Origin of the sequence: Bifidobacterium sp. ESL0764, assembly GCF_029395515.1 — a bacterium.
Taxonomy (GTDB): domain Bacteria; phylum Actinomycetota; class Actinomycetes; order Actinomycetales; family Bifidobacteriaceae; genus Bifidobacterium.
In genome coordinates, this window is sequence record NZ_CP113919.1 from 1,879,359 (window position 1) to 1,906,198 (window position 26,840).

The 26,840-nt window shown below is 57.4% G+C and carries 20 protein-coding genes; 7 read left to right on the forward strand and 13 right to left on the reverse strand.

The window, feature by feature from the left end:
* Positions 1–59: 59 nt before the first annotated feature.
* From OZX71_RS07255 to OZX71_RS07295, 9 genes are all read right to left on the reverse strand, one after another.
* Positions 60–1,142 (reverse strand): lipoate--protein ligase family protein, encoded by a 1,083-nt coding sequence (locus tag OZX71_RS07255; RefSeq protein WP_277160688.1) that lies wholly within the window; start codon positions 1,140–1,142, stop codon positions 60–62.
* A 162-nt stretch (positions 1,143–1,304) separates the two neighbouring features.
* Entirely contained in the window at positions 1,305–2,081 is a 777-nt protein-coding gene (locus OZX71_RS07260) for a TM2 domain-containing protein (RefSeq protein ID WP_277159833.1), read from the reverse strand.
* A gap of 324 nt (positions 2,082–2,405) precedes the next feature.
* Positions 2,406–3,443, reverse strand: coding sequence for a 3-isopropylmalate dehydrogenase (locus OZX71_RS07265; RefSeq protein ID WP_277159834.1), 1,038 nt, complete (start codon positions 3,441–3,443; stop codon positions 2,406–2,408).
* Positions 3,444–3,770: 327 nt separating this feature from the next.
* The gene (locus OZX71_RS07270; protein WP_277159835.1) at positions 3,771–6,302 is read right to left on the reverse strand and encodes a S9 family peptidase; all 2,532 of its coding nucleotides are present in this window, start codon (positions 6,300–6,302) and stop codon (positions 3,771–3,773) included.
* Positions 6,303–6,650: 348 nt separating this feature from the next.
* The gene (gene gcvH, locus OZX71_RS07275; RefSeq protein ID WP_277160689.1) at positions 6,651–7,061 is read right to left on the reverse strand and encodes a glycine cleavage system protein GcvH; all 411 of its coding nucleotides are present in this window, start codon (positions 7,059–7,061) and stop codon (positions 6,651–6,653) included.
* A gap of 196 nt (positions 7,062–7,257) precedes the next feature.
* Positions 7,258–8,790 carry a L,D-transpeptidase gene (locus tag OZX71_RS07280; RefSeq protein ID WP_277159836.1) on the reverse strand — a complete coding sequence of 511 codons (1,533 nt, stop codon included), beginning with the start codon at positions 8,788–8,790 and terminating at the stop codon, positions 7,258–7,260.
* A gap of 181 nt (positions 8,791–8,971) precedes the next feature.
* The gene (gene nudC / locus OZX71_RS07285) at positions 8,972–10,147 is read right to left on the reverse strand and encodes an NAD(+) diphosphatase (RefSeq protein ID WP_277159837.1); all 1,176 of its coding nucleotides are present in this window, start codon (positions 10,145–10,147) and stop codon (positions 8,972–8,974) included.
* 59 nt (positions 10,148–10,206) lie between these two features.
* Positions 10,207–11,061 carry an alpha/beta hydrolase gene (locus OZX71_RS07290; RefSeq protein WP_277146215.1) on the reverse strand — a complete coding sequence of 285 codons (855 nt, stop codon included), beginning with the start codon at positions 11,059–11,061 and terminating at the stop codon, positions 10,207–10,209.
* Between the two features lie 146 nt (positions 11,062–11,207).
* Positions 11,208–11,840, reverse strand: a complete 633-nt coding sequence (locus tag OZX71_RS07295) for an NUDIX hydrolase family protein (protein WP_277146214.1) — start codon at positions 11,838–11,840, stop codon at positions 11,208–11,210.
* A gap of 159 nt (positions 11,841–11,999) precedes the next feature.
* Between OZX71_RS07295 and trxA the strand changes: the two genes are divergently transcribed.
* Positions 12,000–12,350, forward strand: a complete 351-nt coding sequence (gene trxA / locus OZX71_RS07300; RefSeq protein WP_277159838.1) for a thioredoxin — start codon at positions 12,000–12,002, stop codon at positions 12,348–12,350.
* A gap of 394 nt (positions 12,351–12,744) precedes the next feature.
* The gene (locus tag OZX71_RS07305; RefSeq protein ID WP_277159839.1) at positions 12,745–13,743 is read left to right on the forward strand and encodes a G5 domain-containing protein; all 999 of its coding nucleotides are present in this window, start codon (positions 12,745–12,747) and stop codon (positions 13,741–13,743) included.
* 142 nt (positions 13,744–13,885) lie between these two features.
* Here OZX71_RS07305 and galE read toward each other — a convergent pair whose 3' ends face one another.
* Together galE and rfbB are read right to left on the reverse strand one after the other, a co-directional pair.
* Positions 13,886–14,905: a UDP-glucose 4-epimerase GalE gene (gene galE, locus OZX71_RS07310; RefSeq protein ID WP_277159840.1), complete on the reverse strand. Its 1,020-nt coding sequence runs from the start codon at positions 14,903–14,905 to the stop codon at positions 13,886–13,888.
* Between the two features lie 248 nt (positions 14,906–15,153).
* Positions 15,154–16,176: a dTDP-glucose 4,6-dehydratase gene (rfbB, locus tag OZX71_RS07315; RefSeq protein ID WP_277159841.1), complete on the reverse strand. Its 1,023-nt coding sequence runs from the start codon at positions 16,174–16,176 to the stop codon at positions 15,154–15,156.
* Positions 16,177–16,331: 155 nt separating this feature from the next.
* On the opposite strand from rfbB, the gene OZX71_RS07320 reads away from it, so the two are divergent.
* Positions 16,332–18,104, forward strand: coding sequence for a phosphotransferase (locus tag OZX71_RS07320; protein WP_277159842.1), 1,773 nt, complete (start codon positions 16,332–16,334; stop codon positions 18,102–18,104).
* The gene (locus tag OZX71_RS07325; protein WP_277159843.1) at positions 18,101–19,039 is read left to right on the forward strand and encodes a DMT family transporter; all 939 of its coding nucleotides are present in this window, start codon (positions 18,101–18,103) and stop codon (positions 19,037–19,039) included. The genes OZX71_RS07320 and OZX71_RS07325 overlap by 4 nt, the downstream gene beginning before the upstream one ends.
* Before the next feature lie 12 nt (positions 19,040–19,051).
* On the opposite strand, the gene OZX71_RS07330 is transcribed toward OZX71_RS07325, so the two are convergent.
* Positions 19,052–19,795: an NUDIX hydrolase gene (locus OZX71_RS07330; RefSeq protein ID WP_277146207.1), complete on the reverse strand. Its 744-nt coding sequence runs from the start codon at positions 19,793–19,795 to the stop codon at positions 19,052–19,054.
* 139 nt (positions 19,796–19,934) lie between these two features.
* Positions 19,935–22,085 (reverse strand): hypothetical protein, encoded by a 2,151-nt coding sequence (locus tag OZX71_RS07335; RefSeq protein ID WP_277159844.1) that lies wholly within the window; start codon positions 22,083–22,085, stop codon positions 19,935–19,937.
* Between the two features lie 149 nt (positions 22,086–22,234).
* Between OZX71_RS07335 and OZX71_RS07340 the strand changes: the two genes are divergently transcribed.
* The 3 genes from OZX71_RS07340 (at position 22,235) to OZX71_RS07350 (ending at position 26,808) form a co-directional block, all read left to right on the forward strand.
* The gene (locus tag OZX71_RS07340; RefSeq protein WP_277159845.1) at positions 22,235–24,007 is read left to right on the forward strand and encodes a phosphotransferase; all 1,773 of its coding nucleotides are present in this window, start codon (positions 22,235–22,237) and stop codon (positions 24,005–24,007) included.
* Between the two features lie 81 nt (positions 24,008–24,088).
* Positions 24,089–25,864: a phosphotransferase gene (locus OZX71_RS07345; protein WP_277159846.1), complete on the forward strand. Its 1,776-nt coding sequence runs from the start codon at positions 24,089–24,091 to the stop codon at positions 25,862–25,864.
* Positions 25,861–26,808 carry a DMT family transporter gene (locus tag OZX71_RS07350; protein WP_277159847.1) on the forward strand — a complete coding sequence of 316 codons (948 nt, stop codon included), beginning with the start codon at positions 25,861–25,863 and terminating at the stop codon, positions 26,806–26,808. The genes OZX71_RS07345 and OZX71_RS07350 overlap by 4 nt, the downstream gene beginning before the upstream one ends.
* Positions 26,809–26,840: the final 32 nt, after the last annotated feature.

A 26,840-nucleotide genomic window follows, 5' to 3' on the forward strand; every position in this document is an offset into this window, starting at 1 on the left:
ATTAACTGCCGTACTACCAGAAATTCATTGCCTAGAAACTGGTCAAACTCAAATCTATCTTAATTGTAGCTCAGTTTGGCATACGTTTCGAGGTAAGAGGAAAGTGTTTCAAACGGGACATCCGTTTGCCGTTTGATGGGTGCCACGCGTTTGACGGCCGATTTGACGGCTTTGTCGCTCAGCTTTTCCGGAGAGGTTTTCAGTATCCTTCCCATTTTTTGCGCATCGATGTCATAGGCAAGGGTGACATGGTGCAGCAACGCTCCCGGCCCGCCGTCAGCTGCCGGATAAAGACGCTGCGCGGCCCCGCCGATCTTGCCCTGACTCGAGGCGATGTCGTTGGTACCGCTGAAAAACGCGTCAATACCGAGACCACGCAACGCATCGATCACCCACTGGTCGCACAGACGGAACGATTCATTGACCCCAAGAGACGCGACAAACCCCTTGGGCGCGTAGAGGGAGTAGGTGATGACGTCACCCGGTTCGATGAACATCGCGCCGCCACCGGTGCTGCGGCGAACAATGTCGAAACCCTCCTGTTTGGCGGCTTGCACATCGACCTCACGCTCAACGGATTGGAACCTGCCGACCACAACGGCGGGCTCCGCCCAGTGCCAGAAACGCAGTGTGGCGGGCCTCTGGCCACGGGCCACCTGCCGCGCCCAATCCTCGTCCGTCTTCATCTGATCGGCAGGGCTTCGCGCAATGTCATGCACCACTAATGGGCGCAATGCGTCCCAACGTTTTTTATAGAGTTGGTGAAAAGCGTCATTATTTGACGTCAATCTGTCTGAAACGTCAACAACGCCAACCTTTGCACGAATTGAACGGCCCTTTTCGTCTGAAGCACCGTTTTGCCCCTTGTGCAAAGCCCTTTGGTAGGCGGCAGATATCGCAGCACCGTCCGCGCCGACCAATTTGAGCGACGGATAGTGCGAAAAAACACCGGCCAGCGGCCTGCCCGCGATAAGCGAATCCTCCAGCTGCGCAAGCATGGCACAGGCGGCGTCATCGTCGCCCAAAACGAAAAAATCTCCATCGATCGTACAGGTTACCGGTTTGCCGGACTCATCGACAACAACCTCGACCCCGACCAGCTTGCCGCCGGGGGTCTTGTATTCGCCACGCATAACAATCACCATATCAAAGCGCGGCGCGGAAAACGTTGAGGACGTTTCCGCGCCGCATGAAAAACAAATACATCAATCACCAAGCTCCGCCTACCGCAACCACGTCCCCGGAACCATGTCCGTCGTTCGGTTTCGGCCTCTTTCAAGACCTAACGCGGAACCGGATCCTTGCTATTCCAGCAGTTCTACGCCTTTGGCGTCCCTGTGCCAGGGCGAGCCGTAGTTGGAACTGAGGATGAGCACCCCTTCGATCAGACCCCAGATGAAGGCCGCGACGGGGCCGAGCCCGAACAGTACCCAGCCGATCAGGGTCAGCAGCAGCTGGGCGACGGCCTTGCCATAGAAACCGAGATAGAAATTATGGACGCCGAGCCATCCCAAAAAGATGCCCAACAGCCCCGCGGCCATCTTGCTTCTGGGCTGGTAGCCGTAAGGCAGCGGTTGCGGCTGGCCATATTGCGGGGCGTACGGCTGGCCCTGCGGGTAACCGTTCTGGTTGCGCGCGGAATAGGGCTGGCCGTAGCCGCCGGAAGCATAGCCATAGCCGGTTTGGGGCTGGGAATACCCGGGTTGGCCGTAACCTTGTTGACCGTAGTTGGGCTGGGCATAACCGGGCTGACCGTAATTCGGCTGCTGTGACCGGCCAGAACCCGGTTGGCCGTAGTTAGGCTGGGCATAGCCAGATTGGCCGTAATTCGGCTGACCATAATCAGGCTGCTGCGACGACTGCTGTTGCCCGCGGTTCTGTTGGCCGAAACCGGGCTGCGGGTTGGATTGGGCGGCACCGCTTCGGCCGTAGTCGGGTTGTGCGTACTGTTGGCCCTGCCCCTCGTACTGGCCGCGAGCCCCGCCATATTGGCTTTGCTGGCTCTGGCCCTGGGAGACGTCGAAATCTTGCTGGCCTTGTGCCCCGGATTGCCCGACTTGTGGATCTGGTGTATCGTTCATGTCTTCAAGTCTAGCCCCAAGAGTCGAGACCGGCATATGAAAACGCTGGGAAACGGCTGGAAACCCGGACGCCGTTGGTTTCAACGCAATTTCGGGCACCTTCGTTGATGGAAGGTGCCCGAAATGCATGAATAACGGCATGACCGAAGACGTTGGTTTCAGCGATTGCCGAGCATCTTTCGGCAGTCACGCCATAACAGTTGCGTTCATCTCGTGTCACCCTTATTTCGGCAACCAGACTGCAACGGTTTCAGCCATCGCACTACCGCATTCGGTAATCACGCCGTGGAGGTTTCGACGAGTACACCACCCCCGTTTCAGCGATCAGAGCCTTGCGAGGATATCCCGGCCGACTTCGTCGGTGGTGCGTTGCTTCTGCGCGTTTTCGGCGATATCGGCCTCGACGACCTGTTCGATGCGCTCGGCTGGCTCATCCATGCCCAGGTGACGCAGCAGCATCGCGGTGGAGAGGATGGTGGCGGTCGGGTTGGCGATGCCCTTGCCCGCGATGTCGGGAGCGGAACCGTGGATGGGCTCGAACATCGAGGGGTATTCGTTGCTGGCGTTGATGCAGCCGGAGGCCGAGTAGCCGACGCCGCCGACCACGGCGCCCGCCTCGTCGGTGATGATGTCGCCGAAGAGGTTGTCGGTCAGGATCACGTCGAAGCGCGAGGGCTCGGTGACCAGGAAGATGGTGGTCGCGTCGATGTGCAGGTAGTCGTGGCTCACCTCGGGGTATTCGGCGCCCACCCGGTCGACGATGCGCTGCCACATGTCGCCGGCGTTGGTCAGCACGTTCTTCTTGTGGACCAACGTGACGTGCTTGCGACGCTTCATCGCCAGGTCAAAGGCGTAACGCACCACGCGCTCGACGCCGTACGCGGTGTTGGTGGAGACCTCCGTGGCCACCTCCTGCGGAGTGTCCTTGCGGATGGCGCCGCCGACGCCGCAGTACATGCCCTCAGTGCCCTCGCGCACCACGACGAAATCGATGTCGCCGGGGTTCTTCAGCGGCGATTCGACGCCCTTGTAGAGCTTGGACGGGCGCAGGTTGACGTACTGGTCAAGCGAGAACCGCAGTTTCAGCAGCAGACCGCGCTCCAGCACGCCGGCGTGAATGCGGGGGTCGCCGATGGCGCCGAGCAGGATCGCGTCGGTCTTCTTGATGCGTTCCAGCTCCTCGTCGGGCAGGATCGCGCCGTCGCGCAGATAGCGTTCCGCACCGAGGTCGAAGTCCTCGTACTCGAAATCGGCCACACCTTGCGTGGCCTTCTCCATGACCTGCTGCGCAGGCGGGATGATTTCCTTGCCAATACCGTCACCGGGAATGACGGCGATATGATATGTTTTTTTTGTGCTCATAGCCGCGACGTTAGTCCCGAATTCGGCACTGTCCACTATTTGGTCCGGAAAATGGACATCAACGATTCTGCGATTTCTTCCGTTCTGGAGGCTCTTGGTGCCACCAAGTAGGCCAAAAAACGAAGAATCAACCCTCATTCTCAAAATTCCGGGCAACTTGGTGCACCAAGCAGGCCAAAAAACGAAGAATCAACACCAAAAGACACATTTCCACCCATCTTGGTGCACCAAGCAGGCCGAAATTCAAAGAATCAACCCCTATTTTCAAAATTTCGGGCAACTTGGTGCCACCAAGAAAGCGATATGGGAGCGAATGAGATTATCTCGCTACTCTTCGATTCCCATGGCATGAAGACACCAGGCGTTCTCGTCGCTGACTTCCTGCCACTGTTTGTAGCGCCCGGAAGTGCCACCGTGCCCGGCCTCGACCTCGATGCGCGCGATGGCATCGATACCCCGCGACTGCAAGCGGGCGATCCATTTGAGCGGTTCGACATAGAGCACACGGGTATCGTTCAGCGAAGTGGTGGCGAAAATCTTGGGATAGCGCAAAGCCCTACCATCGGTTTCGCGATCACCGGAATGTCGTGTGTCGTTTTCCGGCTTTCTGCTATTGCGATTCGCCGACGAACTTGTACCCTCCGCTTCACCCTGCCAATGACCGAACGGCGCGTTTTCGTAGGGAGAATACGACTTCATATAGTCGTAGACATTCTTGTCGTGAAGCGGATCGCCCCACTCGTCCCACTCGGTGACGGTCAGCGGCAGCGACGGGTCGAGAATCGAGGTGAGCGCGTCGACGAACGGCACGTCGGCCTCGATGCCCGCGTAGCATTCCGGCGCCATATTCGCCACAGCACCCATCAAGAGCCCGCCTGCGGAACCGCCGTTGGCGATGCTGCGGCGCGGATCCGCCAGCCCCGCCTGTTGCAAGGCTTTGGTGGCGTCCACGAAGTCATTAAACGTATTACGTTTATTCAGCCTTCTCCCCTGCTCGTACCACGCTCGGCCCATCTCCCCGCCGCCACGCACATGCACCACGGCGTAGAGCACCCCGCGGTCGAGCATACTTATTCGCGCCACGGAAAAACCGGGGTCGCTGTCGGCCTCGTACGCCCCGTAACCGGTGATGAACATCGGGGAGCCGGACGTCGAAGAACCACCGGATCTGCGGCTATCGGCTTTCCCGCCCGCGCAATCAAGCAGGTCGATCCTGCTGAAATCTTCGCCCAGCGCGGCCATGGCCTTGCAGCGATCCGGCCGCCAGACCAAGGAAACCGGCACGAGCTCGCCGTCGCGCACCCGCACCCAGATACGGCGCTCGCGGTAGTTCGCGGCATCGAAACCGCCATGTACCTTCGCGCGTTTCAAGAGCCTGTGCTCGCCGGTGGCCACGTCCAGCTCGCGCAGCTGCCCGGGTTGCGTGTAGCTTGCGAACGAGTAGCGCAGGCGCGGCACGTTGTATGAAGGATTGCCACCGGCACCGATGGAATACAGATGACGGCTCTCGCCATCCGCTTCCGGCTTGAGCTCACGGAAACGCCACGGACGACGGGCCAGAAAGTCTTGCAATGCCTCGTTTTTGGCCATCACCGCCACATGCGGCAGGCTGTCGCTCCGATAACTCAGCACGACGAAATCGCGGTACATCGCGATGCCCTCGATGCCCAGCCCGCGAGCGCCGCGCAGGATTTCGGGGTTGTCGGGATTGTTGTACGGCGTATTGACCGGCTTTTCGCGCGCTCCCGGTTCGACCTCATCGCCGCGCTCGCAGCCGTATGGCGAACCCTGCGCGACAATCACGCCCTCGCCCAACGCATACGGCGGCTCGTGGGCGCTCAGGTCGACCACATCCACCTCGAAATTCGGGTTGTTCGCATTGTGATAGACCAACGCCAGCGGGATGTCGGCCCCGGCTTCCCCGCCGCCTTCGAACCGCGCGAAACTGACATCGTACTCGACGCCTTCCCGCCGTGGGATGAACGCGCGGAATTCCCCTTCGGGGTCATCTACCGGCAGCATCAGCACCTCGCTGGTCGTCTTGGACGAGCAGCCGATGACCATGTTGCGCTCGTCAAAGCTCAGCCCGACGCCGATCCAGAAGTGTTCGTCGGCTTCGCGGAACACCTCAACGTCGTCGTCGACGGACGTGCCGACCCGATGCCGCCGAACCGCGCAAGGTCGCCACGATTGGTCGAGCATCGTGTAGAACACCCACTTGCCGTCAGGTGTGAAGCAGGCCTCGGCGATGCCGCGGAATACCTCAGGCAGCTCATGGCCGTCCTCGAGGCTACGGATGCGGTAATCATAGCGTTCGCTGCCGGCGGTGTCGACGCCGTAGAGCAGCCAACGGCCGTCACGGGTCAGGTCGAGCCCGCCCAAACGGAAGAAATCGTGGCCTTTCGCCTCGATATTCGGATCGAAAACGATTTGTTCTCCCGGCTGTCCTCCCGGCGCATCGCCAGCCTCGATCGACGGGGGATCCCAGTCATCCGGCCCGGCGATCGGCAGGCGGCACTGCACCCCATACTGCAGACCCTCCTGGGTGCGCACGAAATACCAATAGCCGTCCATCCGCGTCGGCACGGACATGTCCGTCTCGTCGACCCGTGACTTCAGCTCTTCGAACAGGCGGTGCTTGAGAGCGTCGAAACCGGCCGTCCTCGCCCGGTAATATTCGTTTTCCTCGCGTACGAAGCGTTGCAGTTCCGGCGAATTCTTGTCGCGCATCCACTCGTAGGGATCGCGGAAGGTATCGCCGTGAACCGTGCGCAGGTGCGGCCGGCACGGGGCCTGCGGAACGGTCGGGGTATCGGCGGCTTGCGTCGAGCGTGCCATAGCGTTCGTTTCGTCAGTCATAAGCATCCAGCCTATACTCATCGAACGAACAACACCGCCCAGCGAAGCCAGAGACGACCGCCCGAAAGAACCGAGGCGCAAAAGCCTCAAGCGGCTTTCCGCCCTCACCGCCACCTCTATTTGTCCCTTTTTACATGCTTGCCCTCAGGCTCTCCGTAAAAAGTGACATTTACGGCCGCTATTTGTCACTTTTTACCTAGAGCTTCCAAACAAGCACGGGAAAGCGACAAATAGACGCACACAAGACGCGACATTCGACACCATGATTCATTTTCATCACAATCACGGCAGCGCGATAGCCACATTCAAGCGGCGATCGGCATCATCTGCCGCCGTCGACCCACGGAACTATTGCGCGCGACGAACCATGGCGGCGTACTGGTCCGCGTCCATCAGCTCCGGTTCGTCGTCGTCCAGCTCGATCTTCAAAATCCAGCCCTCGCCGTACGGGTCGTTGTTGATGACCTGCGGATCGTCGGAGACGGCCTGGTTGACGTATTTGACGGTGCCTTCGACCGGGGAGATGAGGTTCTGTACGGTTTTCGCGCTTTCCATTTCCACGATTTCGTCGCCGGCACGCACCGGGGTGTCCGGCTCGGGCAGATCGACGTAGACGATTTCGCCCATCTGCGAGGCCGCGTATTCGGTCAGCCCGATGACGGCCAGCCCGTCGGCATCGTCGACCCAGACGTGGTCGGCGGAATATTGCAGGTGATCGGGCACGTCCAAAGCCGCAGATTTGGAGTCTGCACCGGCCATCTGCGAAGCGGAATCGACGACCTTGCCGGTCTCGTCGTTATCAACATCGTTCATATCGTTTTCGTTCATACCCACAGATTACAGCATCATCCGCTTGCCGGTTTTGCATGTCGCGAAACAATCAGGCGTCCCGCTTGCAGCAGCAAACAGGACGCCTGGTAACAGCATTCATCGAAATGAATCGAACGGAACCGCCTTAACGCACCGGCCCGGAGGGCTGGGAGCCGACGACCTGCACCAGCGTGCCTTGCGGGCAGTTGTCGTAGATCCACTGAGCGTCGCCCACGTTCATGTTGACGCAGCCGTGCGAGCCGTAGTGGGCCGGGTCACCCTTGGCGATGCCCGTCGGGTTCCAGTCGGCGGTATGGAAGCCCTCGCCGCCGTTGAAGTAGCTGACCCAGCGCACGTTCGGCGAGACATAGCCCGGCCCGCGCATGGTCTGAACCGCATAACGCAGGTAGATGAAGTAATTGCCCAGATCGGTTTCGTCGCCGCCGGGTGCGCCGGTGCAGACGAGGAAGGTCTTGACCTGCTGGTCGTTCTTGTAGACCGTCGCGGTCTGGCTGGAGAGGTCCACCACGATACGCATCTCGGACTTCTGCTGCTTGACGTCGAACTTGGTGATGTCGGCGGCCTCCTGGATAGTGGCCGGCTGGCCGCTGGTCATGGCGTTGTATACCTGATCGGCCACCGCAGCGCCGTCTTTGACCTTGACACCGTTGACGCCCTTGGTCATCGTGAGCATCACCTTGCCGGTGCCGTCGACGATGTCCTGCTGGCTGACCATATTCTGGTTGAGCTGCTTGGGCATTTCGCTGTTGATGTAGCTGGTGATGGCGTCCTTGTCGATGCCGAGGCTGATCTGCCCTTTTTCAATATCGGTATTGGGCTTGATCCACGCCGCCAGCTGCGCCACCGGCACCTCGAATTGGGTGGCGTCGCCGTTGCCGATGACGATCTTGTTGGCCAGAAGCTTGTTCGCCGCGTCCGCCGCCGTTGCCGCGGTGCTTTGGGAGACGGGGGTATCGATGGTCTTATAGGTCACTTTGACGGATTTGGTTTGCCCGGGATCCGCGATCAAGGTGTTGATCGAGTTCTTCACGCCCGACATTTCGGGGGCGCGCCCTCCATGGCCCGCATTGGCCACGAACTTGTTGGCGTTGCCATCGAAGGCCACGCTCGAAGGAACGGCCTGATCGCTGTCTTTGACAAAAGTCTTGGTCAAGTACGTATCGATGGGCAGGTCGTCCGTCTTGGCGACAAGCTTGACGCTGGCTTTGGAGAAGGGAACGACACGGCCGGCCCCATCGCCCTTGGCGTCCATGAGATTGCGCACCGTCTTATCGACGTCGACGTTCACGCCCAGATCCTTGAAACCGGCGGTGGCCTTCTTGCCCTGCCCGTCGCTGATGGCGAGCTTCGAGTTCTGGACCTCGTGATCGACGGTCTGCTTCAATTGCGCGGCGTTCTGCCCGGCCACGGCCACATTGCCGAGACGAACACCCGGCGCCGCCTTGTCTTTGTAATACCAGCGGGCAGTGAAGAACGATGCGATCAACGCGACTGCGAGCACCGCCAGCACCACGGCTGCGATGATGATGGCCAGACGGCGCTTATCCGGCTTTTCATGCTGCGCCTGAGCACTGATGCCGAGTGCGGCAATATCGGCTTGGCTGAGCTCGCTCGTCAATGCCTCAGGCTCATTGCCGCTGTTGTTCACGTTGTCCATTCTTCCTCCACATACCCTTCTCGGCGTACTGACGTACAAGATTATCCTAAAGATATGACGTCACGGCATTGCAGAAAGCGTCAAACGAAGCCGTTCACCAGATAGCGAAAAACAAAACGCCTAAACAGATCACCACACGGTATCTAAATACTTACGATGACAACAATTATCGGTTTTCGCACTACAGTTCCTGCCCGTACCACTCCTCGATCATATAACGGGCGACAGTAGCCTTGCCGGGCGCCGCTATCCGGCCGACAATCAGAGCTTCTCTGAATTCGTCTCTGGAGAGGAAACGGGCATCAAGGGTTTCGCCGCCATCCACCGAGACCTGCGTGCCGAGCGCCCGCGCCTTGAACGCGACCATCAGCGAACCGGGGAACGGCCAGGGCTGGCTCCCCAGATACTTCACCTCGCCGAGCGCAAGCCCCGTTTCCTCGGCCACCTCCCGCTTGACGGCGTGCTCGAGGTTTTCGCCGGCCTCGACGAACCCCGCACACACCGAATAGTGCGACGGATCCTTCCATGCCCGGTTATGCTGCAGCAGCAATCGGCCCTGCCCATCGACGATGGAGACGATGACGGCCGGCTCGATTCGGGCAAACAGCGGAGAGAGATGAGCCTTGCAGCCTTCGTTGACGCAACGCTGGGCCCATCCGGCCATGGCCGGCACGACCTGGGAACCGCAGCGCGGGCAGTATTTCTGGGAGGTGTGCCAGTTGCTCAAAGCAACCGCGGTGGTGGCCTCCCCCGCCTGGCGTGCCGAGGCGTGCGGGGCGAACCCTATCAGCGACACCCAGTCGAAACGTTGCAAGGCACGTTGAAGCACCTGGTTTCGTTCGGCTTGTGGATTCCCGCCATCATCCGGTTCACTTATCCTGCTGGCAAAAACCGAGACATCGAGAGCGACAACCGACTGAGGATGTTCGCTGCCGGCACCGTAGCTGCCGAGAAATACGGGAATGATACCAAGCCGGTTCGCGGTTTCATCGATAGTGTCACCTATATTTTCGCCGATACCGGGGTCACCTTCACTGGCCGCAACCCCTTTTGCCTGCGCCTTCGCATCGTCAGCGCCTTCGCCGGGCTGCCCGGTAAGCGCGCGCAAAATGTATTGGCCCGGCACACCTGCCAAACGCATCTTCGCGGTTTCGAAATCGACCCGTGCCGCCTGCCCGTCAGGAACGGCCACGAGCCCGTCACGCACGAAGATGACGGTGGTCGAAGGCTGTGCCAATACATCGGCAATCAGATCGGGGTCGCTTCTGCGTTCGGTCTGGTAATCGATATCGCCCTGCGCGAGCGGCAGGAAGGGCAGCACCTGCGTCAACGCCAACGATGAGAACGAAGCAGCCATATCAACCTCTTTAACTTTCCGGTGGGACTATTCCTATACCTGTATCTGTCTTTGCACCATTACCGTCGTTCTACGCGTTGAACCAGGTCCAGCAAAGCGTTGGCGAGCGCATCGGGATGTTCGACGGCACTGAAATGGCCGCAATCCGGAATCGCAGTGAACGCGACGGAAGTGGAGGTCATGGCATCGGCGATCGGACGCATCTTGGCCGGCGGGCTCGAGGGATCGTTCTCCCCGCAGACCACCGCGGCCGGGGCGGTGATATGCGGCAGCAGGTCCGTGGTGTCGGCACGGCCGGCGGCCATGCGTTCGCGCCAGGCAAGTCCCTCCGGACGTTGATCGCGAATCCAACCGGACAGCAGATCCTCGAAATGCGGGCTGCGCTTGATGCTCGAATCACCTGCCTGCGGTCGGGCGAAATGCATCACCGGTTCGACGGTGTTGTCGTCTTCGCAGGTTTTGGCGATGTTCAGGCGGTTCGCGCGAGCCTCGTGGCTGTCCGCAAGGGTGGTGGTGTCGCACAGGGCAAGTCCGGCAACAGACCCGGGAAACAGCCGCTGGATATCCATCGCCAGGTAACCGCCCATCGAAAGGCCTACCCAAATGGCCTTTTCGTGGCCGGTGACGTGCAGCATCGAAACATAGGCTTCGACCACCTTGTCCATCGCCTCGACATAAGCGCCGTCGTCGGCGAGCGCTCCGGTGGCTGAGGCATCCGGTATCGCCGCGTCGCCGGCACCCGGCGTGTCGGGCGCCCAGATCGGGAACGGCGCCATCCCGCGCTCGCCGCCCAACCGAATCAGGCTTGCGGCGCAATCATCCCACATCCGGGCATCCACGGGGAAGGCATGCAACAGAATCAGCGGCGTGCCTTTGCCGGAACGGTAGATTTTATTGCCAATACGAATATTCATGCCACTCTTTCCTGGTCGACCCGCAAGATCACGGTCAATACATTCTGTACCATGCGATATCCCTCATGCCAAATCGACGCAACGGGTCTGCGAGAAAACGCGATACCACGCACTTGCACCATTGCCCGATATCGTGATTCCAATGGCTACTCGCCAACTCCGGCCCACGAAAGCGCGCGACGCACGATCTGGCCGTGTCCGCCCGACATCTGCTCGATGAACGTGTCGAGCTGCTTGCTTTCGACATCGCACCATTCCACGTCCAACGCGGGGTCGAGCGGCTTGCAGTCACCGGAGATCTGGACCACATAGCACAGCGCGATGGCGTGCTGACGCGGGTCGTAGAACTCGGAAATACCCGGGGTCGGGAAGAACTCGGCCACGGTGAAAGGCTGCAGGCTCGCGGGCAGGATCGGAAGGGCGAGGTCGCCCAGGTCCTTGGCGATGTTGCGCGCGATGGCCTCGCGGATGGTCTCGTGGAAAAGGATGCGGCCGGTGATCAACGTGCGTTCCACGGATCCGCTGTCGCGTACGCGCAGCAGGGAGCCGACCTGCGAAATCCGGCCCATGTCGTCGGTGCGCACCGGAACCACCTCGGCGTAGACGATGGGCAGTTTGGCGCGCGCCTCGTCGATATCGTGCGGCGTCAGCCACCCGGGTGGGTTGCCGTTGCTGCCGCCACGCACAAAGTCCTCGGGCGTGATGCCATCGAATTCGCCACGATGCCGCCCCGCATCGAAATCGCCCTCGTCGGGCACTTCATCATTCAAGACTGCCATGGCTCCATTATCGTGTCTCTGGCTGACGAATGCGCAAAACGAACGGCCTTTTCGTCGCTGGCGTAGCTTTGTTGGGGTTTACTGCGAGACTGAGTGATACATCGTTCGCAGGCTTTCGACCACGAGACGGTGCAACGTACAAGCGGAAGGAGCCACAACATGGCAACGCAGACTTTGACGGCAACAAACTTTGAAGAGACCATCACCAACAACGACCTGGTGTTCGTTGATTTCTGGGCCACCTGGTGCGGCCCGTGCAAGGCTTTCGGCCCGGTTTACGAGAAGGCCAGCGAGGTCAACCCCGACATCGTCTTCGGCAAGGTCGACATCGACCAGAACCAGGAGCTTGCCACGGCGGCCGAGATTCAGGCCGTCCCCACCCTGATGATCGCCAAGAAGGGCCAGATCATCTTCAAGCAGGCCGGGGCCCTTCGCGCCTCCGACCTCGACGAGGTCATCAAGCAGGCCCGCGCCCTTGATGTCGACGCCAAACAAGGCACCAACGCCTGAAATCTGGAAGCCGCTGCTCGGACCGGCAATCGCGTCGCAGGCAGCGCTTGAGCAATTTCACGTAAAACGATTATGCCGATAGTCGACCATGTTTGGCTATCGGCATATCTGTCGGCAAAACGCCAAAATAACTGCGTTTCACAGAGTAATACATAATCGTTTCAAGAACAAAACCGCTGTTATGGACAATTTTTCGAGTGGTTTTCGTGGCGGTGCGTTATAATTGTGGTTGTTTTGTGATGTAGTGATGTACCCGCGAAGGCGGATTGAGAAGTTGCGACGTTGCATCTCGCACGTAAGAGACACGCGAGAAAGAGTTGAGCGAGAACTGAACGGTACGTTGTTGATTCGACGTGCCAAGAACTGTAGGACTACCTAGGAGCATTAGAGGCATATGGCTGACCACCGTAAGCAAACCAAGACCTTGAGGTCGCTGAGCAAACGCCAGTGGACGAAGATCGCGGCCGGCGCATTAGCGGTTGTGGCATTGGTGGGCGGCAGCGCTATCGTCGTCCATTCCCATAATGCACGTCAGGATTCCCTTACTCGGGTCACCTCGTATTCCGCGACGGACTCCAACGCACTGAGCGTCTCCCGCGGCACCGACCGAGAAGACCTTCGCGGCGGCAAGGCCGGCGACACCTACGTCACCGTCAAGATCAACGGCAAGAACCGCGCAGTCGTCGGTTCCCACTTCACCGACGTCAAGTCCGTGCTCGACCAGGGCGACATCACCCTCGAGACCGGCGATGTCGTCAAGCCCAGCCTCAAGACCAAGGTCAACGAATCCACCGTCATCACCATCGAGCGCGCCGACGCGAATCTCGAGACCTCGGACGCGGCCATTGGTTTCAACACCGTGACCAAGGAGACCTCCGACCTGCCCAAAGGTCAGCAGAAGGTCGAGTCCGAAGGCCAGGAAGGCGTCATGGAGACCACGAGCCTGGTGACCAAGGCCGGCAAGAAGACCATCTCCTCCAACGTTTTCACTTCATTCGTAAAGAAAGCTCCCGTCGACAAGGTCATCCTTGTAGGCACGGGCTCCGGCTCCTCCGTTTCCAGCGCGGCCGCGAACATCGGTTCCACCGTTCCTGCCGGCGAGATGCAGCAGTGGGCGCATGACTATCTGCTTTCCAACGGCGGCTCCGAGGCCGACTTCACCGCCACCGTCTACATCATCAGCCACGAATCCGGCTGGCGCGTCAACGCGCAGAATCCGTCCGGAGCCTATGGCCTGCCCCAGGCACTGCCCGGCGGCAAGATGGTGAGCGCCGGTGCGGACTGGGCCACCAACTACCAGACGCAACTCAAGTGGTTCTGGGGTTACTGCAACACCACCTACGGCAGCGTGCAAGGCGCCTACAACCACTGGCTGAGCGCCCATAGCTACTGAGTTCTTAGAGTTTCGACGTTGTAAGTAATCGTTTTGGGGCTTTCGGTTCACGCCGGAAGCCCCTGATTTTTATCTGAGTACTGAATTGGCCGTCACTATGTGTAAAACACAGTGACGGCCAAGTAGCTTAGCTAAGAAAACGTCAGTCCTTGCGGAAGCCCTTCGGATTCTTGGTCTGCCAATTCAGGGACGAGGAGGCCATCTCGTCGATGCCGAGCTCTGCCTTCCAGCCAAGTTCGCGCTCGGCCTTGGAGGAATCCGCATAGCAGGCCGCGATGTCGCCGGGGCGACGGGGCTTGATGGTGTACGGGATCTTGTGGCCCGCGGCCTTCTCGTAGGCCTTGATGACCTCGAGGACGGAGTAGCCATGGCCGGTGCCAAGATTGTAAGTGTAGACGCCGGGCTTGTTGATGTGGTCGATTACCGCGACGTGGCCGCGGGCGAGGTCGACGACGTGGATGTAGTCGCGCACGCCGGTGCCGTCGGGGGTCGGGTAATCGTTGCCGTAGACCTGGACCTCCTTGAGCTCGCCCAGCGCCACCTTGGCGATGTACGGGGTGAGGTTGGCCGGAATGCCCTTCGGATCCTCGCCGAGCAAGCCGGACTCGTGGGCGCCGACCGGGTTGAAGTAGCGCAGCAGCACGATGGTCCAGGAATCGTCGGCGACATGGACATCGCGCAGGATCTGCTCCTGGAAGAGTTTGGAGGTGCCGTACGGGTTGGTGGTGCCGCCGACGGGGCTCTCCTCGGTGAGCGGCAGGTGTTCGGCCGCGCCGTAGACGGTGGCGGACGATGAGAAGATGAACTTCTTGACGTCGTGGTCGCGCATGGCCTTCAAGAGCACCATGGTACCGGTGAGGTTGTTGTCGTAATACTCGATCGGCTTGGCGACGGACTCGCCCACGGCCTTGAGACCGGCGAAGTGGATGACCCAGTCGACGTCGTTCTCGTCGAAGATGCGATTCATGAGTTCTTCATCGCGTACGTCGCCGTCGTAACGCTTGACTTCCTTGCCGGTGATGGTCTTGACGCGATCGAGCGCTTCCGGCACCGAATTGACGTAATTGTCGACGCTGATGACGTCGTATCCCTTGTTCAGCAGCTCCACATCGGTATGGGTGCCGATATATCCGGCTCCCCCGGTAACCAACACAGTTGTCATAATTCTCATGCTCCTTGATTGTGTCGTAACCTAACAAAACTTAACATTAGCACACATTAGCTACCAAAACCACTTCGACACGAGGACACTCTAAAGGTCTCATAACCATTGGAAAACCTTGTTTACACTTCGTAGAAAACCACTTAATTAAGGTTTCCGCGACACTCCGTACGCCGAAATCGCCCTAGGAACCATGTCTCACAAATCTTTTATGCCAAGACAACCAAACAGCAGTTATCGAGACAAACCTATTGGCCTTGTTTCTTGTACTTGGCCTCGGTGGCGGCCTTGGCGGGCCTCCACCAGCTCTCGTTGTCGGTGTACCACTGGATGGTCTCTTTGAGGCCTTCGGCGAAGTCGGTGTGCTTCGGCTTCCAACCCAGCTCGGTCATCAGCTTGGTCGGATCGATCGCGTAGCGGCGGTCGTGGCCCGGACGGTCGCGCACCCAGTCGAACGCATCCTCGCTCTGGCCCATCACGCGCAGGATGTCGTGGAGCACGTCGAGGTTGTTGCGCTCGCCGTCCGCGCCGATCAGGTAGGTCTCACCGATCCTGCCCTTGGTCAGGATGGTCCATACGGCGCTCGAATGGTCCTCGGTGTGGATCCAGTCGCGCACGTTGAGGCCGTTGCCGTAGAGCTTCGGGCGAATACCGTCAAGAATGTTGGTGACCTGGCGCGGGATGAACTTCTCCACGTGCTGGTAGGGGCCGTAGTTGTTGGAGCAGTTCGAGATCGTGGTCTTGAGGCCGTAGGTGCGGTGCCAGGCGCGCACCAACATGTCGGCGCTGGCCTTGGAGGACGAATACGGGCTGGACGGACGGTACGGGGACTCCGGGGTGAAACGGTGCGGATCGTCGAGCGCGAGGTCGCCATAGACCTCGTCGGTGCTGATCTGGTGGTAGCGCACGTCGTACTTGCGCGCCGCCTCCAAGAGGCGGTAGGTGCCCACGATGTTGGACTGGATGAACGGCTCAGGGTCGATGATGGAGTTGTCGTTGTGCGACTCGGCCGCGTAATGCACGATGGCGTCGTGGCCGGGCACGATCCTGTCGAGCAGCTCGGCGTCGCACACGTTGCCGTGCACGAACTCGACCTGGTCTTCCGGCAGGCCGGCGATGTTCTCGATATTGCCGGCGTAGGTCAGCGCGTCAAGCACGGTGACATGGGTCTCCGGATGATGTTCCGCCACATAGTGCACGAAATTCGAACCGATGAACCCACAGCCACCGGTCACGATAATGTTCCTAGGATGAAATACTTCCTCAGTCATAAATCCCAGTCTAAAACTTGGATTTCCGTGAAACCGCCAAACGGCCAACTCCGTCAAATGAATCCGCGAAAACATCATCACGCCAATCGTTGTTCAATTTTAAAGATTGTGATATAATAATTGAACATCACGATAGTTAGAGGAAAGCGGCGGCTATGTTGTCGAGGAAGCAGTTTTTGACGCTTGCGTATCTGCGGACGCATTCGGACGCGCAGCAGCGTCTTATCGCGGCCGGGACCGGGCTCTCGCTTGGCAGCGTCAACAAGGCCATGAGCGAACTCACTGACGCGGGTTTTGTCGCCGACTCTCGCATCACCACGGCTGGCATTGAAGCCCTTGCACCGTACAAGGTAGACAACGCCGTCATCATGGCAGCGGGCCTGTCGTCCAGGTTCGCGCCGATTTCGTACGAAAAGCCGAAAGGGCTTCTGAAGGTACGCGGGGAGATCCTCATCGAACGTCAGATCAGGCAGCTGCAAGCGGCCGGCATCCACGACATCACCGTCGTGGTGGGCTACAAGAAGGAGTTCTTCTTCTACCTCGAACAGAAGTTCGGCGTCTCCATCGTCGTCAACAACGAGTACGCGACGCGCAACAACAACGGGTCGCTGTGGCTGGTACGCGACCGACTCTCCAACACCTACATCTGCTCTTCCGACGACTACTTCACCGAAAACCCCTTCGAGACGTACGTGTGGAAGGCCTATTACGCCGCCCAGTATTCCGAAGGCCCCACCAAGGAATGGTGCATGACAACCGGTGCCCACGGGCGCATCACCTCGGTAGAAGTCGGAGGCTCAGACTCGTGGTTCATGCTCGGCCACGTATACTTCGACCGCGCCTTCTCGAAGAAGTTCCGCGCGATCCTCGAGGCAGAATACGACCTTCCCGAAACTCGCGACAAGCTCTGGGAGTCGCTCTACATCGAGCACATCAAGGAGCTCGACATGGAGCTGCGCCCCTACAAGAAGGGCGTCATCAACGAATTCGACTCGCTCGACGAGGTGCACGCCTTCGACCCGGATTTCCTGCAGAACGTCGACACGGATATCTTCGACAACATCGAACGTGTGCTGGGCTGCGACCGGGAGGAGATCCACGACGTCTACCCACTCAAGCAAGGCCTGACCAACCTCTCGTGCCACTTCTCCACCGACAGCGGCGAATACGTCTACCGCCACCCGGGGGTGGGCACGGAGCTTCTGGTCGACCGCGGCGCCGAGGTCGACGCGCTCAACGCCGCCAAACGGCTCGGCCTCGACAACACCTTCATCTACGAGGACCCCAAACGCGGCTGGAAGATCTCACGGTTCATCGACCACGCATGCAACCTCGATTCAAGGGATCACGCCCAAGTCGGCCGCGCCATGCGGATGGCGAGGACACTGCATGAGAGCGGTACGACGGTCAGACGCGAGTTCGATTTCTACAAGGAAGCCAGACGCTATGAACAACTCCTGCGCCAGAAGGGACCCATCGATATCCCCGGCTTCGAAGAGATGGCCGTAAAAGTGGCACGCTTGGAGCAATATGTGACCGCCGACAACGCCCCGAAATGCCTCTGCCACAACGACCTCTTCTCCCTCAACTTCCTCATCGACGAAGACGGCTCGTACTCGCTAATCGACTGGGAATACGCCGGCATGAGCGACTACGCCAACGACTTCGGCACCTTCTGCGTCTGCGACCAGCTCGACGAAAACGAGGCCGACGCCGCCCTGGCCGCCTACTTCGGCCGCACACCGACACTAGCAGAACAGCGCCACAACTACGCGCACATCCAACTGGCCGGCTGGTGCTGGTACCTTTGGTCGCTGGTCAAGCAGGCCCAAGGCGACTTCGTGGACCAATGGCTCTACATCTACTACCGCTACGCCGCCGCATACCTCGACCGCACGCTGGCCCTCTACGAGAAGGACGCCTCGTGAGATTCGGCGTATTCAGCGGCCTGCTCTGGGGCCTCGACACCGTCGTTCTCGGCATAGCACTCACCATGCTCCCGTTCTCCGATCCGTCCCAGAGCGCGTCCGCAGTCGCCATAGCCGGCGCCTTCCTCCACGACGCGCTCTGCGCCGTATGGCTACTCGTCTATATGGGAGCACGCGGGCGCCTGAGTGCCACGATAAAAGCCCTCAAAACCCACAGCGGGCTCGCGGTCATGGCAGGTGCCCTGCTCGGCGGCCCCATCGGCATGACGGGCTACCTCATCGCCATCAACAACATCGGTGCAGGCTACACCGCCATCATCACCGCGTGCTACCCCGCATTCGGAGCCGCACTGTCGTACGTAACCTTTAAAGAACGTATGAGCAAAGGGCAGATCTGCGCGCTGCTGGTCGCCCTCGCCGGAGTCATGGCCGTCGGCTTCCTTTCCTCTGGAGATTCAACACTGGCGAACCCTGTAACCGGCCTCATCGGCTCCATACTTGCGGTCGTAGGCTGGGGGTCCGAAGCCGTGCTATGCGCCTGGGGTATGCGCGACAACGCCGTCAGCAACGACACCGCCCTGCAGATCAGGGAAACCACCTCGGCAATCGCCTACGCCCTGATCGCCCTGCCCCTGTTCGGAGCGTGGAAATTCACCGCACACGCGATACCACACCTCCCCACCGCCGTCATCCTCCTCGCCGCGCTCGCAGGAACGGCGTCGTACCTGTGCTACTACAAAAGCATCGAGGTCATCGGGGCCGCGCGCGCGATGGCCCTCAACATCTCATACTCCGCATGGGCCATCATCTTCGGATTCGTCCTGCAAGACGCCAAACCAAACGTCGCGACGATAATACTCTGCCTGCTTATCCTCGTCGGCACCATCCTCGCAGCCTCGGATTGGAACGAGCTGCTCCGTGCCGGCAACAGATAACACACGACGAATTCACCGACGCAATAAATACAGGAAGAACGACGACAAGGTAATCCCGTCCACGATGCCGCCTTGCGCGATATAGCGTTTGAGATCGGACTCGGCGACCCAGCGCATATGCGAAAGCTCCCAATCGATTCCAGGCCGGCAATCCGTTTCCGTTCGCCGAGCATACGACGGCGAACGCCCGCCGTCACCGCTTTCCTCCGGTACTTTTTCCACATCACCGCTTTCTGCCGGCACCTTGGCCAAGGCTTCCCGACGCTCTTCGTCACTGGAAAACTCAACAGCAGTGACCGCGATATTGTCTCGCAATACGCCGGCATCAGCATGGATGATCTGCAAAAACCGAATCTGCCCGACATCGGAGGAAATCCCGGTCTCTTCGTGCAGTTCGCGCACCGAGGTCTCCTCGATCGTCTCGCCCGGCTCGCCCATACCGCGCGGAAACTCCCACTCCCACTGTCCCACCGAAGCCCGCCAGTGACGTGCAACAAGGTAACGGTCCTCGAAGTCAGGGCCTTCTGCAGCTTTGATTACCGCAACGCACACGGCTCCCGGCCGGTCGTCCTTGACCGAAGCGAAATGGAGGGTCATCTTTTCGCCGGTCCGCTTGGCCACGGCGCCCACCGCCGTCACAGTGAAATCCGCACCGCCCTGCTCGCGGAAAACCTGACGTTCGTTACTCAATTTGAGGGGCGCCTCGCCGTCCTCAACCCTGAATACGTCATCGTTTACCTCAGATTTTCCTGACATATTCAAGCCTCCATATCCTAGATACCTCTGAACACACAACCTATGCATGGATAATAATGTTTATCACAAGAATAGCGGAATACACATTGCCATACTATTTTCGACATGGCGGGTAAAAATTGACGGATCCCATATTTAATCACCCATCGATAAGAACCGTTTCCCCGCTGGATTGCACTTCTTTCTTCCACCGATGAAGATTAATAAAACTGGGAAGCGTAGAAATAATCCACGAAAGAAAAACCATCAAGACCAGAGGCAACGCGTTGCCAGGCAAAACCAGATCAATCAGCACTGCCACAAGAGCAAGCACCAATGCAAGCGCCGTGTCCTCCTTCAACCCCATATCCTGACTGGAAAGCGTATGCTGACTGCAGGCTTGCAGAATACAGTACCCGACATCACGGGTATTCCCCTTGTCGGCGCCGTTCAATCGCCACCTTTCAATCGCCCCACGCGATTCGTAACAGAATGTTTGGAACTTGCTATGTGGCATGTGACGAAGCGTGTCCGTTACCGGTCCGAACAGGGTATGAATACCATTCGTCTGGGTTTCTCCACCGTTCTCTGTATTTTTGCCGTTCGCGCCTTTTTCTGCATTGTCCATACTCTTAGAAGCCTTCCTGGCCAATTCCCTGACACGATCGAGGAAACAGTTATCCACATAGATTTGCCCGTCAAGATCGTCGGTATCGATGTCTTCGGGAATCGTTTTCCATCCCAAACGACGTTTTGACCAGCACCATGCAACACAAGCGCCTTTTTTGATATTTTTCCAAGTCTTGTCGACGAAGGAAACATTTTGTTCCCGAGGTCGCTCTTCTTTGTTGCTGACGTAAATCAGATTGCAAAAGCCGTCTCCGAATTGGCTCTCTTCACGCTCTTGTGTTGTCGCTGAATCATCGCTTTTGTTTGCCTTCCCATTACCAGTAACGGTTTGAGCTCTATTAAGTTCACGTTGCGGCGCTTCTTGAACATCGGCTTTCAGACATTCGCCAATATGGTCAGCCATGGCTTTCTGATAGATGTATTCATACCAACCCTCAAACCATTTCTGTTCCTTATGCTTTTCGTCTTTATTTTTTTCGTTTTTGGTGCCGTCACCGTTTTCGTAAATATCCTTGAAAAGCTCCAGCGCCTGACTGCGAGCGCATATATTGTTTTCGACCACTATTCGCGCCGTCACCGCTCGCCTTTTATCAGAATCGTACTCGGAAATCCAATCGGTAACGGCCTTTCGTTTTTTCACATCTTTGGGTAGAACAGGTATCTTTACACCAACGTCATCGTAGGAATCCGCGTCATAGACAAAGCCTTTAGCAGCCTCTTGAACCGGAGCGGATTGAACCACGTTCTTGAATCTTTCTGCAAACTGATGGTTCTTTTGCTCCTGATAAATAATTTCCCCACGTTTTTCGGCATCAAGCCATTCCTGCCAGCGCATTGCCAGAAAATCGAACCATTGCAAGGCACGGGTTTTGCCACCGTAAAGGGCTTGCGCATCCTCTATGGATATCCCGGATTGTTTTGATCGAATGGAATCCTGTATACTCAGAGTCTTCAGGAGCGCACCAACCAATGTGCGGGCAACCGCCCCGGAGCCTATCCCCGTTTCGCCACACACCTTTTGTTTTTGCACTAAATCACACACTTGAGATTCATCCGGATTCACTGATCTGGCACTAAGATGGGTTCCCCACCCCAGCGAAGCCCCCTTAAATTCAGGTGACAGCCCGATCAACCTGCCATCCAACGTACAATAGGTCTTCTCCTTGGTTTGGATTTTTGCAGCTTTACTGGCGCCTTCCTGCGTATCCGTATTCTTGCGATTTTCAGGCCCGGCAATAAATGAAACCAGACTTTGTTCAAGAGTGTGTTCCATTCCGGAAACCACCAGCTTCGCGCCGTCCTTATAAGAGGTTCCGAGTATGCCGTTAACCGCTTTCGGCCCAAGCGCAACAAAGAACACTCCGTCAAAAAGATCGGCAACAGTGACGACAATCCTAGGCGCATACAGATACGCCGTACGGATGATGCCGGCAAAGCAAGAGGCGAACTGCGGATAACTGTTCAGAAACCTCTCACAATTGCTTTTACCGGCCGATTGTGACCATAGTCCGTTAGCGAGTTGAGCTTGTTTCGACGCTTCAGAATCGGATATCTTGCCCGCCTCGCCGTTCAATACCCCGTTGGCAGGTATCTTCAACGAATCGGAAATCCGCATCCACTGCTTCAACTGTTCCATAGAGTCGAAATTCGCGACCATCGTCGTCTGTTCAAATTTATCCATAATACTAAGTCTAGAAGAAGTAATGTAAGTCTAAATACCAAGGGGACAGATAGAAATTTAGATACGCTTTTATTGCACCCCGACGTTCATTTCTTGTGGACGTTGTAAGATAATTGAACATTGAGGTGTTTGAAAGAAAGTAGGACCAAGTGCTATCCAAGAAGCAATTCTCGACTCTTACATATTTACAGGCACATCCCTACGCGCAGCAGCGTCTTATCGCAGAGATAACCGGCCTTTCGTTGGGCAGCGTCAACACAGCCATAAGCGAGCTTACGGACCGAGGCTTCGTTAAAAACTCTCATGTCACATCGGCAGGCACCGACGCTCTTGTTCCTTACAAGGTGGACAACGCCGTTATTCTAGCGGCGGGTCTCTCGTCGAGGTTCGCACCTATCTCCTACGAGAAGCCCAAAGGACTGATGAAGGTGCGGGGCGAGATCCTCATCGAACGCCAGATCAGGCAGCTGCAAGCGGCCGGCATCCACGACATCAGCGTTGTGGTGGGCTACAAGAAGGAGTTCTTCTTCTACCTCGAACAGAAGTTCGGCGTCTCCATCGTCGTCAACAACGAGTACGCGACGCGCAACAACAACGGGTCGCTGTGGCTGGTACGCGACCGACTCTCCAACACCTACATCTGCTCTTCCGACGACTACTTCACCGAAAACCCCTTCGAACCCTACGTGTGGAAGGCCTATTACGCCGCCCAGTATTCCGAAGGCCCCACCAAGGAATGGTGCATGACCACGGGCGCCCACGGGCGCATCATATCCGTTGAAACGGAAGGCTCCAACTCGTGGTATATGATTGGCCACGCCTACTTCGATCGAACGTTTTCAAAACGCTTCCGCGATATTCTCGAGACCGAGCACGACCTGCCCGAAACCGCCGACAAACTTTGGGAAGCACTCTATGCCGAACACATCAAAGAGCTCGATATGGAGCTGCGTCGTTATGGAAACGGCACCATCCACGAATTCGACTCACTCGACCAAGTACGAGCCTTCGACCCAAACTTCCTACAGAACGTCGACACGGACATCTTCGACAACATCGAACAGGTGCTGCACTGCAACAAAGAAGAAATCCACGACGTCTATCCATTGAAGCAGGGACTGACCAACCTCTCATGCCACTTCTCAACCAACAGCGGCGAATACGTCTACCGCCATCCAGGAGTCGGCACGGATTTACTGGTTGACCGTGATGCCGAAGCGGCGGCACTCAAGACAGCCAAGCAACTCAGCCTCGACAACACGTTTATCTACGAAGATTCTAAAAGTGGCTGGAAGATATCGCATTTTGTCGATCACGCACGTAGCCTTGATTCACACGATCCTACTCAAGTCAACCGTGCCATGCAGATGGCACGCGCCCTGCACGAAAGCGGTGTGCAGGTCAAACGCAAGTTCGACTTCTATGAAGAGGCCAAGCGTTATGAAAAAATATTACTCCAAAAAGGTCCGATTGAGATTCCGGGTTTTGACCAGATAGCCGCAAAAGTAGCACACCTTGAAGCATATGTCCGCGCCGACAACACTCCAGTATGCCTGTGCCACAACGACTTTTTCTCCCTCAATTTCCTCATCGACAAGAACAACTCATACTCTCTGATTGACTGGGAATACGCTGGCATGAGCGACTACGCCAATGATTTCGGCACATTCTGCGTCAGCGACCAGCTTGACGAAGATGAAGTCGACGCCGCATTAGCCGCGTACTTCGGCCGCACACCAACCCTCGCTGAGCGACGCCACAACTACGCACATATCGAATTGGCCGGCTGGTGCTGGTATCTATGGTCGCTGGTTAAGCAGGCGCAAGGCGATTTTGTGAATCAGTGGCTATATATCTATTTTCACTATGCCACGACATATCTTGATCGCACTCTCGCTCTGTACAAAAAAGCCTCGTTTTGACAATAGAATATTCAAAATGTTCATTTTCATGCTAGCATGGTATGATTTTGAGCGTTCGTGCATACAAGAAAGTAGGACCCTGTGCTGTCAAAGAAGCAGTTTTCAACCCTCATATATTTGCAATCCCATCCGAATGCGCAGCAACGTCTGGTTGCATCGGCGACTGGTCTTTCCTTAGGAAGTGTGAACACCGCCATAAGCGAACTAGCCGATGCAAATTACATCGCAGACTCTAACATCACGCCTGCCGGCCTCGAAGCCCTCGCTCCCTACAAGGTGGACAACGCCATCATCATGGCGGCAGGGCTGTCATCGCGCTTCGCACCGATCTCCTACGAAAAGCCCAAAGGTCTGATGAAGGTGCGGGGCGAGATCCTCGTCGAACGCCAGATCAGGCAGTTGCAGGAAGCTGGCATCGACGACATCACCGTCGTGGTGGGCTATAAGAAGGAGTTCTTCTTCTACCTCGAACAAAAATTCGGCGTATCTATCGCGGTCAACGATGACTATGCGACGCGTAACAACAACGGGTCGCTGTGGCTCGTACGTGACAAACTTGCCAATACCTATATCTGCTCCTCCGACGACTACTTCACCGAAAACCCATTCGAACCATACGTATGGAAAGCCTACTACGCCGCCGAATATTCCAAAGGCCAAACCGATGAATGGTGCATGACCACAGGCGCGCACGACCGCATCACCTCAGTTACGGTCGGCGGTTCCGATGCGTGGTACATGATCGGCCACGCCTACTTCGACCGGGCATTCTCGAAGAAGTTCCGCGCCATCCTCGAAGCCGAACACGACCTGCCCGAGACTCGCGACAAACTCTGGGAGACACTCTATATCGACCACATCAAGGAACTCGATATGGAGCTGCGTCCATACAAAAGCGGCACCATTCACGAATTCGACTCACTCGACCAAGTACGAGCCTTCGACCCAAACTTCCTGCAGAACGTCGACATGGATATCTTCGACAACATCGAACAGGTGCTGCACTGCAACAAAGAAGAAATCCACGACGTCTATCCATTGAAGCAGGGACTGACCAACCTCTCATGCCACTTCTCAACCAACAGCGGCGAATACGTCTACCGCCATCCAGGTGCAGGCACGGAAGAGATGATCAACCGCCGCGCTGAAGTAGAAGCCGAAGAGGCCGCCAAACGAGTAGGCCTCGACCCCACATTCATCCACGAAGATCCTGACCTCGGTTGGAAAATCACACATTTCGTCGATCACGCGCGTAACGTCGACCCGCACAATCCAGATCAAGTGGTACACGCCATGCAGATAGCACGCAAGCTTCACGAAAGCGGTGCAACCGTCGAGCAGCAATTCAACTTCTATACGGACGCCAAACGTTACGAAGGATTGCTACGCAAGAAGGGTCCTATTGACATCCCCGGTTTCGAGGAGATGGCCACTCGCGTAGAGCGCCTCGAAGAACATGTCCGCGCCGACAACGCTCCGGTATGCCTATGCCACAACGACTTCCTGCCTCTGAATTTCCTGATTGACAAGAACGGCAATTACTCGGTCATCGATTGGGAATTTGCCGGCATGGGCGACTACGCTAACGACTTCGGTACATTCTGCGTATGCGGACAACTTGAGCAGAATGAGATCGACGCCGCGTTGACAGCATATTTCGGACGGACCCCGACACACAACGAACGTTGCCACAACTACGCCCATATCGAGCTCGCTGGTTGGTGCTGGTACCTGTGGGCGCTGGCCATGGAGGCCGAAGGCCATGTGTTGGATGAATGGCCTTACATCTATTTCCGTTACGCCAACACATATCTTGACCGTACACTGGCGCTGTACGAGGAGAAAGAAGAATCATGAAATTTGGTGTAGCTGCTGGTCTTTTATGGGGGTTCGATACCGTTGTCCTTGGCATTGCACTTGCTATGTTGCCATTTTCGGCTCCAGGTCAAAACGCATCGGCCGTTGCCATAGCAGGAGCCTTTATCCATGATGCATTTTGCGCCATATTACTTGTCATCTATATGGGTGTCCGTAAACGTCTGGGCGCAACATGGCGCGCACTCAAAACCCGCAGCGGACTCGTAGTATTGCTGGGCGGATTGCTAGGCGGGCCAATCGGCATGACAGGCTACCTTATCGCCATCAACAATATCGGAGCGGGATACACCGCCATCATCACGGCTTGCTTCCCGGCATTCGGAGCTGCCTTGTCGTTTGTGGTTCTCAAGGAAAGAATGCACAAAGGCCAAGTCGTAGCACTTCTGGTGGCCCTTGTCGGCGTCATGGCAGCAGGTTTCATCTCGTCAGGCGACACAAAGCTGACCAATCCTATACTCGGCCTGATAGGTGCCTTGATCACTGTCGTGGGGTGGGGATCCGAGGCCGTGCTGTGCGCATGGGGCATGCGAGACGATTCCGTTGATGACGATAGTGCCTTCCAAATCAGGGAGACCACATCAGCCGTTACATACGCCATCATCGTCGTACCATTGTTCAGCGCGTGGGGCCTGAGCGCACGTGCAATAACACACGTTTCAGCAGCCGTTATTCTTGGAGCCGCCGTTGCCGGAACAGCATCATATCTGTTCTACTACAAGGCCATCACCGTTATTGGGGCTTCAAAATCGATGACGCTCAACATTGCCTATTCTGCGTGGGCGGTACTTTTTGCATTCCTCCTACAAGGAACTGTACCAAGCGTAACGACGGTCCTGCTCTGCCTAGTGATTCTCGGCGGCACGACGCTAGCAGCTTCGGACTGGAACGAGCTGTTTCACGGTAGAAAGAAGCAAATAGCCTGAAGATCCTTCATTCAACCAAGAAACATTACAAA